Source organism: Bacteroidota bacterium (assembly GCA_017303975.1).
Lineage (GTDB): Bacteria > Bacteroidota > Bacteroidia > JAFLBG01 > JAFLBG01 > JAFLBG01.
Genome location: JAFLBG010000055.1, coordinates 1 through 17475 on the forward strand (window position 1 = coordinate 1; position 17475 = coordinate 17475).

Below are 17475 nucleotides of genomic sequence, written 5' to 3' on the forward strand. Positions count from 1 at the left end.
GGAATGCTTAGCTATTTTATGCAAGGAATGAATTGGAATGTACAATACATCATTGTCTTTATAAACAATGCGAATGGTTTCTTGCTGCTTGCCATTTATGTCAATAATCTCTAAGCCTCCAAATCTGCCAATACCATGGTCTATATGTGTTACGTAATCTCCCGGATTTAGATTTTTTAATTCCTTAACCGTAATTGCTTCATTCTTTTTAGAAAACGAATTTTTTAATTTAAATCGATGGTAACGTTCAAATATTTGATGGTCGGTATAACACGCTAATTTTAAATTCTTGTCAATAAACCCTTCGTGAATAGAGGTGTTTATCGTTGTGAAAAAATCTTGCCAGTTTGCATTAAGTATGCTTTCGGTTGCCGATTTTGCTATAATATCTTCAAATATTGCGTTTAATCGCTCCATCTGCTTTTGCGTGTCCGAAAAAATAATATTCCTGTAACCCTTGCTAACATTGTCTTTTAGGTTGGCAATTAATAAATCGAAATTTTTATTGAAGCTAGGTTGCGGTATGTATGAATATTCAATAGTTTGATTGGGCTTCCAATATTTTTGAGTGGAATATTCTATACGCTTAAACGATAGGCATTCATTTAAAAATTCTTCTTTGGGCCAATACATTTCTTGCGGTGCAAGCCGTTCTATTTCTCCAGAAAGTTGGGAGTATGCTTTTTCAGCAACAGCAAGTTCTTTTTCTAATTTTTCTTCGCACAACTGCACATTTTCAAACCAAAGCACAGTGCTGTTTGTAATGTATTGAAAAAAAGACTGCCTGCTTTCTGTAAGTAGTTTGTCTTGTACGTTGGGTATTATAATTATTTGATTCAACTCTTGTATGGAGAGCTGGTTGGCTGCATCAAATGTTCGAATGGAGTTAATGTTTTCTCCATACATTTCAATACGGAAAGGGTCTTCGTTGGCAAACGAAAATATATCTATAATTCCACCTCTTATAGCAAACTGTCCGGGTTCGTACACATAGTCGTTGCGCTCAAAGCCATACTCAAACAGTACATCTGTGATAAAAGAAATGGAAACTTTATCTTGTTTTTTTAATTCGAGTGTATTTTTAGATAGGTGCGACTTTGTAACTACTTTTTCGGCTAAGGCTTCGGGATAAGTTATAATTATTGATTTTTTTGTTGAGTTTAGCAAGTTGTTTAAAACTTGAGCTCTCATCAAAATATTTGCATTATCTATATCAGCAATTTCGTATGGTCGTCTGTATGATTGAGGAAAAAATAACACGGATGCTTTTTCTCCCACTAAATTTTCTAAATCGTTTAAAATATAAGCAGCTTGTTCTTTGTCATTTACTACCAACAACTGATTTCTTTCGGTTTCTTTTTGCAATGATGCCAGAATAAAGCTAATAGCGGAACCAACTAGTCCATTTAGGTGAGCTACATCATAATTTTCGGTTTGGACAAAAGAATTTAGGTTGCGATTTTGTTCGCAATGAAAGTTAGAATCAATTATAGACGAGAGATTCACGGTTTAAATTAGCCGTGAATTTAAACATCTACTCGTAAATTCTCTAATTATAAAGATTAATTATTTACTTCTGTGGTAGAATATTTCATCATAAACTCTTCTGCTTTTTCTACCATTTCTGCACTGCCTATAAATAATGGATTTCGTTGATGCAGCGATTTTGGCATTACTTCAAGTACTCTTGTAAATCCATCCGTTGCTTTTCCTCCGGCTTGTTCTAGTATAAAAGCTAGTGGATTGCATTCGTATAATAAGCGCAGCTTGCCTTTGGGCGATGATGAGGTAGTTGGATAAATGAATATTCCGCCATAAATTAAGTTTCTGTGAATATCAGCTACCGCGGAGCCTATGTAGCGGCTAGAGTAGGGGCGACTTGTTTTTTTGTCCTCTTCTTGACAGTATTTGATGTATTTTTTTACTCCGTCCGGAAAATGTATGTAATTACCTTCGTTAATAGAATATATTTTCCCGTTTTTAGGAGTTTGCATATTTGGGTGAGATAAACAAAACTCCCCAATTGATGGATCTAGTGTAAAGCCATTAACGCCTTTCCCTGTGGTATAAACAAGCATTGTAGAGGACCCGTAAATAATATATCCTGCAGCAACTTGTTCCGTGCCTTGTTGTAAAAAATCTTCTAAAACTCCCGGTCCGGAAAGAGATGTGCGTCTGTATATCGAAAAAATTGTGCCTACAGAAACATTTACATCAATATTGGACGACCCATCCAATGGGTCCATTGCTACAATATATTTAGCATTTTTTGATTGATGATTGTCTATTTGTATAATGTCCTCGTTTTCTTCTGATGCAATAGCACAACACTCGCCACCAACGGTAAGGGCTGCAATAAACTGTTCATTTGCAAAAACATCTAGTTTTTTTACATTTTCGCCTTGTACATTGGTTTCTCCAACCTCTCCTAATATGTCAGCCAAACCGGCTTTGTTTACTTCTCTGTGTACAATTTTTGCGGCTATGCCAATATCTCTTAATAAACGAGAAAGCTCTCCTTTTGAATATGGGAAATCAGCTTGTTTTTCAATAATAAATTGACCCAATGTTTTTACTTTACTCATAGCTTTATTATTTTTTCAACCTCTAAATATCTTAATTTTTTTAATTGAAACGCAATATTGTTATTTACATTCTATTCACAATTAAATAGTACCTAGGCAGTAGAAAATTTTGAGAGAAGCACACTAGCTGTCATCTTACTGGGTATTTCTGTAACCTCAATTGGCAAGTATAGTACCTACAAGCATTACTCTATACCTCGCTCTGTGAAGCAGTAAGGCTTGTAGCCCAGTACCCCAGTACGCGCTAAGCTGAAGCAATGCCTGTGTGTCAGAGCTTAGTGTGAAACAATTATTGTAAGCTCTGCTTACCTCTTTTAATGTGCCCCCAGCACGCGTTAATCTAAAGTTCAGAACCGAGTGTTAGGGCTTAGTGTGAAGCTATTATTGAAACACATATTGTAAGCTGCTCTTACTTTTTATATTTTTATTTTCATGTCCGAAAGATATAAAACACATAGCGATGGGTTATACTTTGTAAGTTTTAGTGTAGTTGGATGGATAGATGTATTTACAAGAAGGTTATATCAAGATATATTGGTAGAGAGTATTATCTACTGTCAAAGAAACAAAAACCTTAAAATATACTGCTATTGTATTATGCCTAGTCACGTTCATTTGATAAGTTATTCAGCCGGAGGCGAATTGTCGAATAGTTTAAGGGATTTAAAATCATTTACTGCCAAACAATTAATGAAATCTATAGATGAAAATCCTCAAGAAAGTAGAAAAGAATGGATGTTAAACACATTTGAGTATTATGGAAAAATAAGTGCTCAAGAGCAGAAAATGCAGTTTTGGAAACACGATAATCATCCATTTTATTTATATAGCAACAAGTTGATTCAGCAAAAAATTGATTATATTCATTATAACCCTGTTGAGGCAGGGTTTGTTAATCAACCGCATGAATGGAGACTTAGCAGTGCAAACGAAAATAGCCCAATACCTTTAGATGAAAAATAATAAGCAGAGCTTATGGAGATATGCAAAGACCCTAAGCCCAATCGCACTAATGCCAGGCTTCAGCTTAGTGCCTACTGAGGGGAAATGGAACAAATAATACAAAAAGAACAAAATGAGTAAACTGTTTATTACTATAGGCTCTTTCTATTTAATAGCTTGTATTGGAAAAAATAAAAATGTGAATGAAGATTTCAATTTTCCAGACAAACTATTGCCTATATCATATAAAGAAATCCAAGATAGAAAATGCATTGGTAATGAGGAGTTGGTAAAAAATTTAGTAGCCTCACGATTGGTTATTAATGCTTTTACTGAAGACAGTTTTTCTTTTTATATGAATGATAGTATGTATTATACGGGGCCTTTAAATAAAATTTCTAATAGAGTTTCTTTAATTTATAGCCATTCATATAAAATTCCCAGTTTGAATAACATAAACATGCTATATGTAGATACATTAAAGAATAATAAGATTAAAATAGCATTTTTTAAAAGAAAACAGCTTTTAGAATTTACGCTAAATAAATATGTTCCATTGCTTATATTAAAAGAAGAATCTCAAGAGTGGAGCGTTATTTATAAATATTGTGCTATACTTCACGATGAGTAAATTAACCCAGTACCCCAGTACGCGCTGAAGCAATGCCTTGTGTGTCAGAGCTTAGTGTGAAACAATTATTGTAAGTTCTACTTACCAATTGAGGCAGGATTGGTAAATGAGGCTCATGAATGAAGACTTAGCAGTGCAAACGAAATTAGCCAATACCTTTAGATGAAAAATAATAAGCAGAGCTTATGAAGATATACAAAGACACTAAGCCCAATCGCACAAATGCCAAGCTTCAGCTTAGCGCCTACTTCAACATTTTTCTTACTCCTTCTTGCTTTTTCTATAATGTAAGAATTTCTGCACCTTTGAATTGAAATTTCCCTTAAGCCAAAACTTTTCTCTACTCTTACCTGCTATTCCCATAATGTAAGAATCCCTACACCTTTCATTATAACTCATTAACATACAGGTGCTTATATTTTTTTATATTTGAATGTACTTTTTTCTACGCCTTCCATTGTAAAGTCTTACTAATAATAGCTTCTAAGAGGCATAGTTGAAATACTTCCTAAGGTTCTTTTTCTCTCTCAAATTTTGATGTAAGAATTTCTACACCTTTTAATAGTTTCCCCAGTACGCGCTAAGCTGAAGCCATGCCCTGTGTGTCAGAGCTTAGTGTGAAACAATTATTGTAAGCTCTGCTTACCAGTTGAGGCAGGATTGGTAAATGAGTCTCATGAATGGAGACTAATCAGTGCAAACAAAAATAGCCAATACCCTTAGATGAAAATTAATAAGCAGAGCTTATTAAGATATACAAAGACACTAAGCCCAATCGCACAAATGCCGAGCTTCAGCTTAGCATCTACCTTGGGGATGCCAACATGACAAGAATATATATGGCAATTAAAGACTGCAAGAATTTACCATAAACAGCACTTTTCTGGCTAGCTTACTGGGCTTGCTTTACAGGTCGCTTATGTTTCCAACGTTTGTGGGTCCATAACCAATATTCCGGAGCCGATTGTATTAGTTTTTCGTTGAAACGCGTGTGTAATTCTGTTATTTCCCCCTTCTTTAAATCACGAGGGTTTTCGGTAATTAACACAAACTCTATTTGGTAGTAGCCTCGTTTTACTTTTGTAATTTTTCCGTAGGCTACAACACAATTGTATTCCACCGCATATTTTTCTGAGCCAAACAACACGGGGGTATCTTGGTTTAAAAAGGTTGTCCAATAGGCTTTTTCAGGATTTCCGGGACTCTGATCTGCAATAAATCCGCCCTTTACGGGTTCATTTTTATATTTTTCGAAAAACAAAGGCACTTCTTTCGGGGCAGCCAATACAATACCTGTTTTCCCTCGTGATTTATATACTTTTTCGTTCCAAAATTTACTTTTAATTGGCATGTAAATACCCATGCTTTTGTGTTTAGAATAAACGCCAAACAACGTAGATGGCCACTCCCAATTGGCATAGTGGCCGGTTACAATTATCATGTTTCTACCCTCATTGTAATAGTTAGGGCAAAAGTCTGGATTAATGCAGTGTACATGCCTTTCAAGCTCTTCAGCAGAAATGGTAAAATTTTTAATAGCCTCTACAATTAAATCACACAAGTGTTTGTAGAATTTTTTTTCTATTTGCTTAAGCTCCGCAGCTGTTTTTTCTGGAAATGAATTCTTAAGATTAAGCTGCACCACCTTTTTTCTATAGCCAAATACGTAGTATAGGACAATATAAATACCGTCCGAAATTCTAAACAAAACCCAAAATGGAAGTTTAGATAATGGGTATAATAAAAGGTAGTATAAAATATAGTTCACTCTTTTTGAATTTATTTAGTCAAAATAACTACAAATTTTATTATTTTGTACGGTAATTACTCTGAAAAATATGATAAAGAAATACAATTTGATACAAACAGTAGCAATAGCTTTTGTTTTTATTTTTTTACTAAACTCTTGTGGTGGTTCTGGCGGCAATAAGCCTGATGAAAGACAAGCAAAAGGAAATGTTTTTTATGGCGGTGTTTTTAAATCGAATGAAGTAGAAGGGTTTACCTCTCTTTATCCACACTCCATTACCGATGTTGTATCGCATCGTATTGCCAATCAAATTTTTGAGGGGTTGATTAAATTATCGCAAAAAGATTTATCTATTTTACCTGGGATAGCTGAAAAATGGGACAAAAACGAAGATGCCACTGTTTGGACTTTTTATTTGCGTAAGGGTGTTGCATTTCATGACGACCCATGCTTTAGAGATGGCAAAGGACGCGAGATTGATGCAAATGATTTTAAATATTCATTCACAAAATTGTGCGAGCCGGGCTCAAACAACAAATTATTTTCAACCACGTTTAAAGATAGAGTTGTTGGTGCAAACGAATATTTTGAATCCGTAAAAAAGAATAAGCCATTGGCTGATGGACTAGAAGGTGTTAAAGTAATTGATAAATACACCTTGCAGATTAATTTAACAAGTCCGTTTTCCGGATTTTTAAATTTGCTTACCACTCCCGCAGGATGGGTTTTTGCGAAAGAAGCTGTTGAAAAATACGGAGAAGAAGTTCGCACAAGAGCCATTGGAACAGGTCCTTTTCGTGTTAAATCAATAAAAGAGGGTGAATCGGTAATACTAGACAGAAACCCAAACTATTGGGATATTGATCAATTTGGGAATCAATTACCATACTTAGATGCGTTAAACATATCATTTGTAAAGGAAAAAAGGTCGGAGTTTATGCAATTTAAAAAAGGGAATTTGGATATGATTTTTCGACTTCCTATAGAATTTATACCTGAAATTTTAGGAGACTTGAACAATGCGAATGCAAAAGATAAGAACAAAAATTTTTCTATGCAGGTAATGCCGGCAATGAGCACATTTTTTCTTGGCTTTCAAAATCAATTACCTCCATTTAACAAAAAAGAAGTTCGCTTAGCCTTTAACCAGGCTATCGATAGAGAAAAAATGGCTACTTATACATTGCAAGGAGAAGGGATTCCGGCAATATACGGATTTGTTCCCCCATCATACGGCCCTTACAATCACTCTGCTATCAAAGGGTTTACATATAACCCCGATGCTGCAAAAAAATTATTGGCAAAAGCCGGATATCCAAACGGAAAAGGGTTTCCCAATTTAACCTTGCAAATAAATGCGGGTGGCGGAGACAGAAATATTCAAATTGCCGAAGTGGTTCAGAAAATGCTAAAAGAAAATTTAAACATAGATGTAGAAATAAACGTACTACCATTGGTAGAACATCGCGAAACAATTGAACGCGGGCAGGTAAATTTTTGGAGAATGAGCTGGATTGGCGACTACCCGGATCCGGAAACATTTTTAACATTGTTTTATGGTGCTATTGTACCTGATTCTATTGGACAACTATCCAGCCCGAACACATGCAGATTTAAAAATGCTCGGTTCGACTCCTTATTTGTTGCGGCTTTAAAAGAAAATGACACAAAAAGAAGATTCGACTTTTATCGTCAAGCAGACCAAATTATTATTGATGAGGCTGCTTGTATGCCAATATTTTATGACGAAAATTATCGATTACTCCAAAACAATGTTAGAAATTTTGATGCCAACGCAATGGAGTACAGAGATTTTACTCGCGTTTATTTCGACCGAACCGATTCAAAGAAAAAGGTAGAAACTGCAGCAAAAGACACTACGAAATAGTAGAAACATATTTTACCAAGCTTCGTTTAGCAATTGGTAAAAAAGTTTCTTCAATTGGCAATTCTGATATTTTCGACTCTATTGCAAACGCGGCAGACAAAGGCATTACTGTGCTTTCTTTTATCAACTCGCTTTTTATTGCTTCGTAAGTAGTTGTTAAGCCTACTTCATAGCTTTTTATATACGAAGTGTGAATGGCTCTATATTTTTCATCAGGTTGCTCAAAAATGGTTATTTCGTATTCATACACATTGGTTTTTTTCTTGTCGCTAAGCAATAAATAGCCGGCTTCTATATTAAGAGGAAGAATACCTACCGGAGATATCTGAATATTATTCTCGATATAATCGTAAATTTTTTTTCCTTCTGTTAAATATTTTTCAAACTGAGGTAACGAATAATCTATAATTGATTCTAGTTCATTCATAACAGTATCGTCTTCAACAATAATCTCGTATTTTATTTTCATTTTTTCGAAATCAAACGATTGTATTTTTTGTTGAAACGAATTGAGGAGGTTTTGTTTATTTTCCTTTATAGTCATTAATTGCTTGTAATGCTCAATTAAAGCGGATAGCGAAGGATACAACTTCTGAGATTCAAAATCTGTACTTACTTCTTTTAAAAATGCCAACAAGATGTATTTCTTGTATTCAAAATCGATATGGTTTTCTGTTAACCAGTTTTTACTTAAAGCCATACGTTCAGGTTTTGTGTATTAACTAACCACTTTTACGATACAACTAAAAAATAGTTTCATTTGATTATCAACTTGCTTTTGTTGAAATCTTAAAACAACAACTACTCAAAACACCATCAAGGTTTCTAAATTTGATTAACTAAACGTATTTCAATGAAAACCACCAACTATATTATACCAATTTGCCTATTATTTCTAGTATCGTGTGTTCCTTCAAGATTAATGGAAGAAGAAAAAGCGAAAAGAAAAACGTGCGAAACCGACATGGAATCGTTACGAAAAATAAGTAGCGATTGCGAAACAGCAAACAAGGAAATGCGAGCCCAAATTACAGACAACGATAAAGTAATTGCCGGACTAAAGCGGGATTCGTCCATCTTGGGAGCTAATTATAGAAACTTAACACATACATACGATAAGCTAAATAGAATAAACGAACAGCTACAAGACAGGTATAATAAACTTATAGAAGGTAATGCGCACGACACTAAAAAGTTAGCGGGCGAATTGCATACTACTCAAGAAGAGTTGTTAAAAAAGCAGGATGAGTTGAAGCAATTGGAAAAAGACTTAAATGCGCAAAAACTTTCGTTAGACAATGTTAGTGCGGAGTTGAAAAAAAGAGAAGCTCGAGTAAATGAGTTAGAAAGCATATTAAAGAAGAAAGACGATGCTGTAAATGATTTGAAAAAGAAAGTACAAGAAGCCTTGTTTGGATTTGAGAACAAAGGTTTAACCATTACACAAAAAAATGGAAAAATTTATGTTTCGTTAGACGAGAGTCTTTTGTTTGCATCTGGAAGTACGAAAGTAGAGTCAAAGGGAGAAGAAGCCCTAAAAAAGTTGGCTAAAGTATTGGAGCAAAACGCAGACATAAATATTTTGGTAGAAGGCCATACAGACGATGTTCCAATGAAGGGTGCAGGCGATATCAAAGACAATTGGGATTTGAGCGTGATGCGCGCCACCTCTATCGTAAAAATACTTACAAAAAACAGCTCCATCAATTCTAAACGTTTGACGGCTGCAGGAAGAGGAGAGTATTATCCAATAGACGAAGCTAAAACTCCAGAAGCTCGTAAGAGAAATAGGAGAACCGAAATTATTCTTACTCCAAAATTAGATGAACTGTTTAAAGTATTAGAAACTAATTAAGAGAGGGTGTTTTATCAAATAAAAAAGGTTGGCAAAATTGCCAACCTTTTTTATTTAGTGCGGATGAAGGGACTCGAACCCCCACGCCTCACGGCACCAGATCCTAAGTCTGGCGCGGCTGCCAATTACGCCACATCCGCAATATTATTTAAGTTCCGTTTAATAAACTCCTCTACTCTATTCTTTGAAGTAATGTTCTTTAATTTTTTCTCCAAAATCAACGCTTGCGCCCTAGTATCTTTCTCACAAAACCCAAATCAACTCCCAAGGCATATAACGAGCTGTCGACTTATTTTTTCCACTATTATGCTCAACTAATCTGCGATAAACATCATTAGTAGAGCCTTTATAAAAAGAACCATTCTTTAAAGAACGTAAAATATATACAAAAAACATATAAATTCTAATTCCTACAAACGGCATCCGGACGCTACCGTCCGGACGCGGCTGCCAATTACGCCACATCCGCATTAAGGGCACAAATATATAGGTTTTTTACTTTACCACAAAGAATTATCTTTTTTACTGTTTAGAACGACTTTGCTAATGAAGCACACTCTTTATGATATCAATAGATTTTAGATTTATGCTTATACCTGTATGAACAGAATAATAGTTCAACAACAACTCAATTAATACGCCCCTCTTAGTGTGCGGAATATCGGCATCTTTTATATCTCGAAATGTTTTTTGTAATAGTTGGTGCAAAAGAAGACTTGTTTCAATATCTGCAAAAAGATGTAAATACCTGTTCTGCGTATTTTCTGCAACAAACATCCCCTCGCTTATATTAAAAATAGGGGTTTCCTCCGAATAGTTTGAAAAAGGTGAAAATCCAAGATAAGAAGAAAGTTTAATCAAATATAGAATGGGAAAGTTGGCATAATTGTTTACGCGCTTATCAAGTGAGGTAAAGTAAAATCTTACAAAATCATATAGTCTAAAATTAGGCTCGCTTTCCTTTATTATTTTTTGAAAAAACTCGGTGCTAAAAAACACGATAGCTGATTTAATAGGATGAAATGGGATTTCAGCATAAGGAAAATTAATCTTTGCCTCTTTAATGTTTTTTAGCGAATTGTTTTCCTTAGAATAATAAACAACATCAATTATTGATGCGGGCTGGAAAATATTTGCTTTTGTTTTCGACTTTTTTCCATGAATACCCTTTGCGTAACCGGAAACAAAACCAAATTCTTTCGTATATAGCTTTACTATTATAGAACTGTCTGTGTAGCTAAGGCTAGATAACACAATACTTTCTGTGGTGGCCAACATTTCTCTTCTGCGGCCTAGTTAATAACCAATATTTTGGTTACAAATGTTTTGTCTCCCTCTTCGTCAGACATAAAAGCCAAGTAAACTCCAGTTTTCACTCTATTCCCTTTGGTGGTTCTGCCATTCCAAATTGCTTGTCCTCCCAAGGCTTTTGTTTTGTAAACTAATCTGCCGGCAACATCAGTAATTCTAACATCTACATCCTTCACTAATCCTTTAATTGCAATTGTCCCATCGTACGACTCCTTAACCGGATTTGGATATGCATACACATTGTCATACTCCTCTAACCCTTCTGTAGCAGTACTTCTGTACGAAACCAATCCATTTGAAGTTCCAAAAAAAACTTCTCCTGTTTGATGATTAATGGAGATGCTTGCTATTTCATTAGAAAGGAGCGGACTGTTTTCTTGCGTAAAATGATGTATCTCTTTTTGTCCATCTTCCGACAATAAAAAAACTCCGGAATTTTGTGTGCCTATCCATTTTCTGTTGGCACCATCAATCGCAATTGCCTTAATAGCTTCTGTTTCCAAAAGTTTTTGAACATGTCCATCCTGCTCAATTAATATTTGTTGCGAGTCCCAATTATCTCCGGAAAAAATAGACTCGGGAGAATAAAAAACAGCAACCCCCGCTGCGGTTCCAACCCATACGTGATTACTTTGATCTTCTGCCATACAATAAACAAAATTACTAGGCAAAGCGCCTTTCCCTACTTCATTAGTAATGCGTTTGGAGTTTGAGGCATTTGGTGCCGCAAAAGTTCCTTTGTCGTCAAACACCAGCATCCCTTTGCTTGGTAGATTTATCCATTTTTGCCCGGACGAAGTTATATACAGATTAAAGACAGTGGTTTGGTCATCTACATCAAATCCAAAAAAATTAAACCCTTGCCAAGTGCCATCTCTTTTTCGCACATGCAAACAAGAAGATACGTTACTGTTGGTAACCCACAGATTTCCATCTTCATCAAATGCAGAGCCCCCTACGCCCACATAATAAAACTGCGATCGAGATTGAAGTGTACTGTTATTTGTGCTGTGCTTTTTTACTAAATTATTGTTGGTAAACTCTAAAACTCCTGTTCTGTAAGATGCAGCATAGTAATGATTTTCGTTTTTAGGGTCAACAGATATGGATACTAAATCGTGTAACGAATCCATTTGCAAGCCTGCTGCAGATTGATAATTAGATACCGAAGTCCACGTTTCATCTTTAAATACCGAAACTGAACCTGCCGTATATGTATTATGAAACGGACCCTGTGTAGCACCCGGTACGGCCCATATTCCATTTGCTCTAGCATCCATATTATAAACTCCCACCGTATTAGGACCATTGGGAATAATAAATTCGAAACTTCCATTCGACTCTTTTACTAACCCATTCAACAAATCAGAAGCCCATACATTTCCTGAATTATCAACCAAACTCCTAGTCGGGAGAATATTGGTTTTATAATTAGATACTGCCTTTGTTAGATTTAGCGATGTGTCGAAAATATATATACCCCATTCAGAACAAATAATAAGCTTATTGCTTGAAACTGATATACTTTTGTTGTTATAAGGGTAAGTATTGTTTCCGGAATCTTTGAAATAACCCCACGTTGATGCTGTTAAGTCAAAATCAAATAGCGTGTCTTGCAAGTATGCGTTATTGGTAAGGTTCTTGGAATAGTTTACATAAATATGGTTATTGTAATGAACTATAGAATTGTAAATACCAACAGGTAATGTTGATACTTTAGTCCACGCTCCAAAGTAAATAAGATTTGGGTTTAGCAGCGATGCAGAATATACTCCATTTTCTGTGGCAGCAAAAATAGTATTGTTGGCTATGGTAATTTCGTGTACATTAATCAGTGCCCCATTCAGTCCAATTTTATAGGTGTCCTTAATTTCCTTTTTCTCGGTATCAAAAACCACTATTCCAAATCCACACGCTAAATACGCTAATTTGTTGTGAAAATAAACGGAATTTATCCGTTTATTTCCCATATCAGACTCTCGTTTTATGTCAGAAACATTAATTATTACATCGTTAACCAATACGTCTAAATTTCCATTCTCATACCCAATAAGTAGCGTATTGTTGTAGGTATTAAAGTTTACGGTACTTAATTTCATGTCGCTAAGCCCATTTACCTTCGAATAGCGTTCAATAGAATTGTCGGATAAGTTGTAGGAGAATAATCCTCCGGTTGTTGCACAATACATTTTTCCATTACCTGTACATACCGATAGTGCCGATTTGTAAGGCAAGTGATCTCTCCACTGCCCAATCCCAATAGGTATTTGGGCTTCTATACAAAAGAATTCAAGCACTAAAATAAATAGTAAATAAAAACGCATAAACAGATAACGCATGAATAACGGATATATTTTATAAAAGTAGCCATTTTACCACAAAATATAGCCAGTATTAATATTGTTGTAATCATTTATACAAATTATCCTACATAGCCCACCTGTAATGTAAAAAACAAATAAATTCATACCTTTAAGTATTATATTTGGCTATATAAATTATGGAAAAAGTGGCTTCAAAAAATAAAAAAGCGCAGACTAAAACTACTTTCACAAAAGACACGTACTTATATTGGTACGAGCTTATGCTTCTCTTGCGCAGATTTGAGGAGAAAACAGGGCAACTGTATATTCAGCAAAAAATAAGAGGCTTTTGCCATTTATACATCGGTCAAGAAGCTTTGGTAGCAGCGGCAGAAAGCGCCATTAGAAAAGAAGATAGAGTAATTACTGCATATCGAGATCATGCTCATCCCATAGCCAGAGGCGTGGATGCTAAGTACATTATGGCCGAACTTTATGCAAAGGCAACCGGTTGTTCCAAAGGCAAGGGTGGTTCTATGCATATGTTTTCTAAGGAACATAATTTTTTTGGTGGACACGGTATTGTTGGTGGCCAAATTCCTCTAGGTGCAGGCATTGCATTTGCCGATAAATACAATGGAAATGACCGCATAACGCTTTGTTACATGGGCGATGGCGCTGTGCGTCAAGGTGCATTGCACGAAGCATTTAATATGGCTATGCTTTGGAAATTGCCGGTAGTGTTTATTATTGAAAATAATAATTATGCTATGGGAACATCTGTGCAACGTACAAGTAACGTACATGATTTATATAAAATTGGGTTAGGCTTTGAAATGCCATCTTTTCAAGTAGATGGTATGAGTTGTGAAGCAGTACATGAGTCTATTGCCCAAGCTGCCGAAAGAGCTAGAAAAGGCGATGGGCCAACGCTTTTGGAAATAAAAACATACCGCTTTAGAGGTCATTCCATGAGCGATCCGGGCACGTATAGATCTAAAGATGAAGTAGAGGAGTATAAAAAGCAAGACCCTATTGAACAAGTTTTAGCTACATTAAAAACCAATAAATGGATAACAGATGCTGAGGTAGAAAAAATGGAAGAAAAAATAAAAGCCATTGTTGATGAATCAGTAAAATTTGCCGAAGATTCGCCATTCCCAGATCCATCAGAATTATACAAAGATGTATATGTTCAGGAAGATTACCCGTATATAAGAGAATAATGTTGAATTATTAATTTTAAATTTTGAATTCGAAAAATATGGGTAAAAAGGAGAACGTAATTGAACAAAAAACATTTCAGTTTTCGCTAAAAATCATTTTACTTTATAAGGAATTGAAAAAAAATAACGAGTTTGAGCTTGGCAAACAACTTCTTCGCTCGGGTACTAGTATTGGGGCTAATGTGGTGGAGGCTGGTGCCGGTCAGTCAAAAAAAGATTTTATCTCAAAAATAGCTATCTCATCGAAAGAAGCTCGCGAAACACTATATTGGCTAACTCTTTTAAGTGCGAGTAATACGATAAAATATAATTTTTCGGAATTGATTGATGAGTGCGAGGAAATAATTAGAATACTAACAGCAATAGTAAAAACTTCACAAGAGAATTTGCTGCTCGAAAATTCAGCATTAAAAATTCAACATTAAAAATTTGCATTATTATGGAGATTGTTCGAATGCCTAAATTAAGTGACACCATGACCGAAGGTGTTGTGGCTCAATGGCACAAAAAAGTAGGCGATAAAGTTAAATCAGGCGAACTGCTTGCCGATATTGAAACAGATAAAGCTACTATGGAGTTTGAATCATTCCAAGATGGTGTGTTATTGCATATTGGGGTAGAAAAAGGCAAAGGCGCTCCGGTAGATTCCATACTAGCTATTTTAGGCAAAGAAGGAGAAGATGTGTCCGCATTATTAGCGGAAGAAGCCAAAAAAGCTTCCACTGTAAAAACGGAAACTCCTAAAGCAGAGGTTAAAACTGTAAAAGCTGAAACAAAAAAAGAAGTTGTAGTAGAGACTAAACCTACCAATACGCAGCCAACTGCTAACTACGTGCCACCTGTTTCCTCTAACGATGGAAAACTAAAAGCTTCTCCGCTGGCAAAACGTTTAGCGAAAGAAAAAGGCATACAAATTGAACGTCTTGCAGGCAGCGGTGATGGAGGAAGAGTAGTGAAACGTGATATCGAATTTTATACACATAGTGGTGCAGCGAAAACGTCTGTTGGAAAAGAAAGTTATACCGAAGAGTCCGTTTCGCAGATGCGTAAAACCATTGCACGCAGATTAGCAGAGAGCAAGTTTTCTGCACCCCATTTTTATCTTACGATGGAAATAGATATGGACGAAGTGGTTAAGGCTCGTGAGGTTGTAAACTCTGTTGCATCTGTAAAAATATCGTTCAACGATTTCGTGATTAAGGCTGTATCAAAGGCATTGAGACAACATCCTAAAATTAATAGTTCTTGGCTAGGCGACACCATTAGGTATAATCAACATATTCATATTGGCGTGGCCGTGGCGGTAGAAGAAGGATTGCTGGTTCCAGTAGTACGCTTTGCCGACAACAAAACACTTTCTCAAATAGCCTCCGAAGTAAAAGAGTTTGCAAAGAAAGCGAAAGAGAAAAAACTACAACCTGCCGACTGGGAAGGCAATACCTTTACTATTTCTAATTTAGGAATGTATGGTATTGATGAGTTTACGGCAATAATAAATCCTCCGGATGCGTGCATTTTGGCAGTGGGCGGCATTAAACAAACACCAGTAGTTAAGAATGGACAAATAGTTCCGGGTAATGTTATGAAAGTAACATTATCGTGCGATCATCGTGTAGTGGATGGTGCGCTAGGTTCGGCATTCTTACAAACACTCCGAGATTTATTGGAAAATCCGGTTTTATTATTGGGAGCGGATTCGATATAGATAGCCTATCAAGAAAAAAGCGGGGTGCTTAGAAAATCTAGGCACCCCGCTTTTTTCTTGATAAAATTCACTTATTCAATGGCAAGTGTAGCCAACGCTCTTTTGCTTCCAGAATAAATTTGCACAAAATAAATTCCCGCAGATTCATTAAGAACTAATGGTATTTTAGAAATATGTCCGAAGTTATTAGACAAAACAACTCTTCCCATTGCATCAGTTATAATAACCGTTACATTGTCTTGATTTTCGCCTAAATCAATAATGAACGTTCCATTACTAGGATTAGGATAAACTGAAACTACTTTATCGAATGTGCTTTCTATAACAGAAACTCCTGTTATAGGATAACAAGCCGATGTATCAGCACACCCTAAATTAGTTATTTCTACCGCATAACTTCCATTAGCAGTAGCTGTGTACGACTGACTTGTTGCATTTGCAATAGGTGTATAATTATTATTACAATCCAACCATTTATACGTTGCTCCTGCTGTACTTGCAGAAAGGAAAATTCCGGCTTGTGTAACTGCACTATTAACAGTATTGACAATTAAATTAATTGTAAGCATACTATCACACCCCATACTATTTGCAATTGTATCCATATACGCTCCGCTCACAGTCCATGTGTAATTAGTGCTTGGAGAAGTATAGCTATAGCAAACCGTTGGAGAAAGTACAGCGCTTGTGCTGTTTTTTATGCTTAAATTGATGGTTAGTAAGCTATCACATCCTGCGTTATTAGAAAGAGTATCTGTGTACATCCCTGAAACGGTAAATACTTTACCGCTGGGCGACATGTAAGTATCACAATTGGCAGCGGATATTGTGTTAGTGGTAACCAGTGTGTTTAATGTGATTGTATCTGCACCAACACCGCAAGCGCCCGTTATTCCAACAATGTAAGTTGCTATGTTCTTTGCCCAAATATTTTCTACCGTATCGCCTGTTGACCAGACTACACTGTCAACGGGCCAATTTAATGAAAGCTGAACAGAATCGCCCGGACAGATACTTTTATCTAAACCTAAAAACCCTACTGAGGCGTATGGGTTGTACAACTGGGCAATCTCTGTAGCTGTTAAGGCATATTTATATAATCTAAACTCATCTAACAGTCCCCCTGCAAATAAATTTGTACTGCTTGAGTAACCGCCTACTTTAAATGGACCTGTTCCGGAGATGTTTGCACTTGTTTGAGCAATAGTATTTATAAGTGTGCCGTTTAAGTATGCTTTAATATTCCCTGCTATAGAATCATATACAAATGTTGTCATTG

At 35.8% G+C, this 17475-nt stretch carries 14 protein-coding genes, 1 tRNA gene and 1 pseudogene; 7 read left to right on the forward strand and 9 right to left on the reverse strand.

The features are described from left to right. Both J0M08_13740 and fbp read right to left on the reverse strand, forming a co-directional pair. On the reverse strand, positions 1–1506 hold a 1506-nt coding region (locus tag J0M08_13740; GenBank protein ID MBN8704125.1), incomplete at its 3' end, for a transcription-repair coupling factor. A gap of 56 nt (positions 1507–1562) precedes the next feature. Further along, positions 1563–2585: a class 1 fructose-bisphosphatase gene (gene fbp / locus J0M08_13745; protein MBN8704126.1), complete on the reverse strand. Its 1023-nt coding sequence runs from the start codon at positions 2583–2585 to the stop codon at positions 1563–1565. A 432-nt stretch (positions 2586–3017) separates the two neighbouring features. Here fbp and J0M08_13750 point away from each other — a divergent pair, with 432 nt between their 5' ends. Then, positions 3018–3548, forward strand: coding sequence for a transposase (locus J0M08_13750; GenBank protein MBN8704127.1), 531 nt, complete (start codon positions 3018–3020; stop codon positions 3546–3548). Between the two features lie 112 nt (positions 3549–3660). Next, entirely contained in the window at positions 3661–4158 is a 498-nt protein-coding gene (locus tag J0M08_13755) for a hypothetical protein (protein ID MBN8704128.1), read from the forward strand. An 892-nt stretch (positions 4159–5050) separates the two neighbouring features. Here J0M08_13755 and J0M08_13760 read toward each other — a convergent pair. Next, on the reverse strand, positions 5051–5926 hold the full coding sequence (locus J0M08_13760; protein ID MBN8704129.1) for a hypothetical protein: 876 nt from the start codon (positions 5924–5926) through the stop codon (positions 5051–5053). 70 nt (positions 5927–5996) lie between these two features. Between J0M08_13760 and J0M08_13765 the strand changes: the two genes are divergently transcribed. Continuing rightward, positions 5997–7796 (forward strand): ABC transporter substrate-binding protein, encoded by a 1800-nt coding sequence (locus J0M08_13765; protein MBN8704130.1) that lies wholly within the window; start codon positions 5997–5999, stop codon positions 7794–7796. On the opposite strand, the gene J0M08_13770 is transcribed toward J0M08_13765, so the two are convergent. Next, positions 7786–8496, reverse strand: a complete 711-nt coding sequence (locus J0M08_13770; GenBank protein MBN8704131.1) for a hypothetical protein — start codon at positions 8494–8496, stop codon at positions 7786–7788. The genes J0M08_13765 and J0M08_13770 overlap by 11 nt on opposite strands. A gap of 315 nt (positions 8497–8811) precedes the next feature. Here J0M08_13770 and J0M08_13775 point away from each other — a divergent pair, with 315 nt between their 5' ends. Continuing rightward, on the forward strand, positions 8812–9651 hold the full coding sequence (locus J0M08_13775) for an OmpA family protein (GenBank protein MBN8704132.1): 840 nt from the start codon (positions 8812–8814) through the stop codon (positions 9649–9651). A gap of 58 nt (positions 9652–9709) precedes the next feature. Here J0M08_13775 and J0M08_13780 read toward each other — a convergent pair. From J0M08_13780 to J0M08_13795, 4 genes and pseudogenes are all read right to left on the reverse strand, one after another. Next, a tRNA-Leu gene (locus J0M08_13780) sits at positions 9710–9791 on the reverse strand. Next, positions 9777–10047, reverse strand: a pseudogene (locus J0M08_13785) (GIY-YIG nuclease family protein). Before J0M08_13785 ends, J0M08_13780 begins: the two are co-directional and overlap by 15 nt. A 147-nt stretch (positions 10048–10194) precedes the next feature. After that, positions 10195–10929 carry a DNA repair protein RecO gene (gene recO / locus J0M08_13790; GenBank protein ID MBN8704133.1) on the reverse strand — a complete coding sequence of 245 codons (735 nt, stop codon included), beginning with the start codon at positions 10927–10929 and terminating at the stop codon, positions 10195–10197. A gap of 14 nt (positions 10930–10943) precedes the next feature. Then, positions 10944–13301, reverse strand: coding sequence for a hypothetical protein (locus J0M08_13795; protein MBN8704134.1), 2358 nt, complete (start codon positions 13299–13301; stop codon positions 10944–10946). A 161-nt stretch (positions 13302–13462) separates the two neighbouring features. Here J0M08_13795 and pdhA point away from each other — a divergent pair, with 161 nt between their 5' ends. Genes pdhA through J0M08_13810 form a run of 3 tightly spaced genes read left to right on the forward strand, consistent with a single transcriptional unit; the run spans position 13463 to position 16196 of the window. Continuing rightward, entirely contained in the window at positions 13463–14491 is a 1029-nt protein-coding gene (gene pdhA, locus J0M08_13800; protein ID MBN8704135.1) for a pyruvate dehydrogenase (acetyl-transferring) E1 component subunit alpha, read from the forward strand. A 38-nt stretch (positions 14492–14529) separates the two neighbouring features. Then, on the forward strand, positions 14530–14916 hold the full coding sequence (locus J0M08_13805) for a four helix bundle protein (GenBank protein MBN8704136.1): 387 nt from the start codon (positions 14530–14532) through the stop codon (positions 14914–14916). A gap of 14 nt (positions 14917–14930) precedes the next feature. Beyond that, a complete protein-coding gene (locus J0M08_13810) occupies positions 14931–16196 on the forward strand; it encodes a pyruvate dehydrogenase complex dihydrolipoamide acetyltransferase (protein ID MBN8704137.1) in 1266 nt (421 codons plus the stop codon). A gap of 71 nt (positions 16197–16267) precedes the next feature. Here the strand turns inward: J0M08_13810 and J0M08_13815 are convergent. Beyond that, positions 16268–17475, reverse strand: a 1208-nt coding sequence (locus J0M08_13815) for a T9SS type A sorting domain-containing protein (protein MBN8704138.1), incomplete at its 5' end; no start/stop codon positions are given.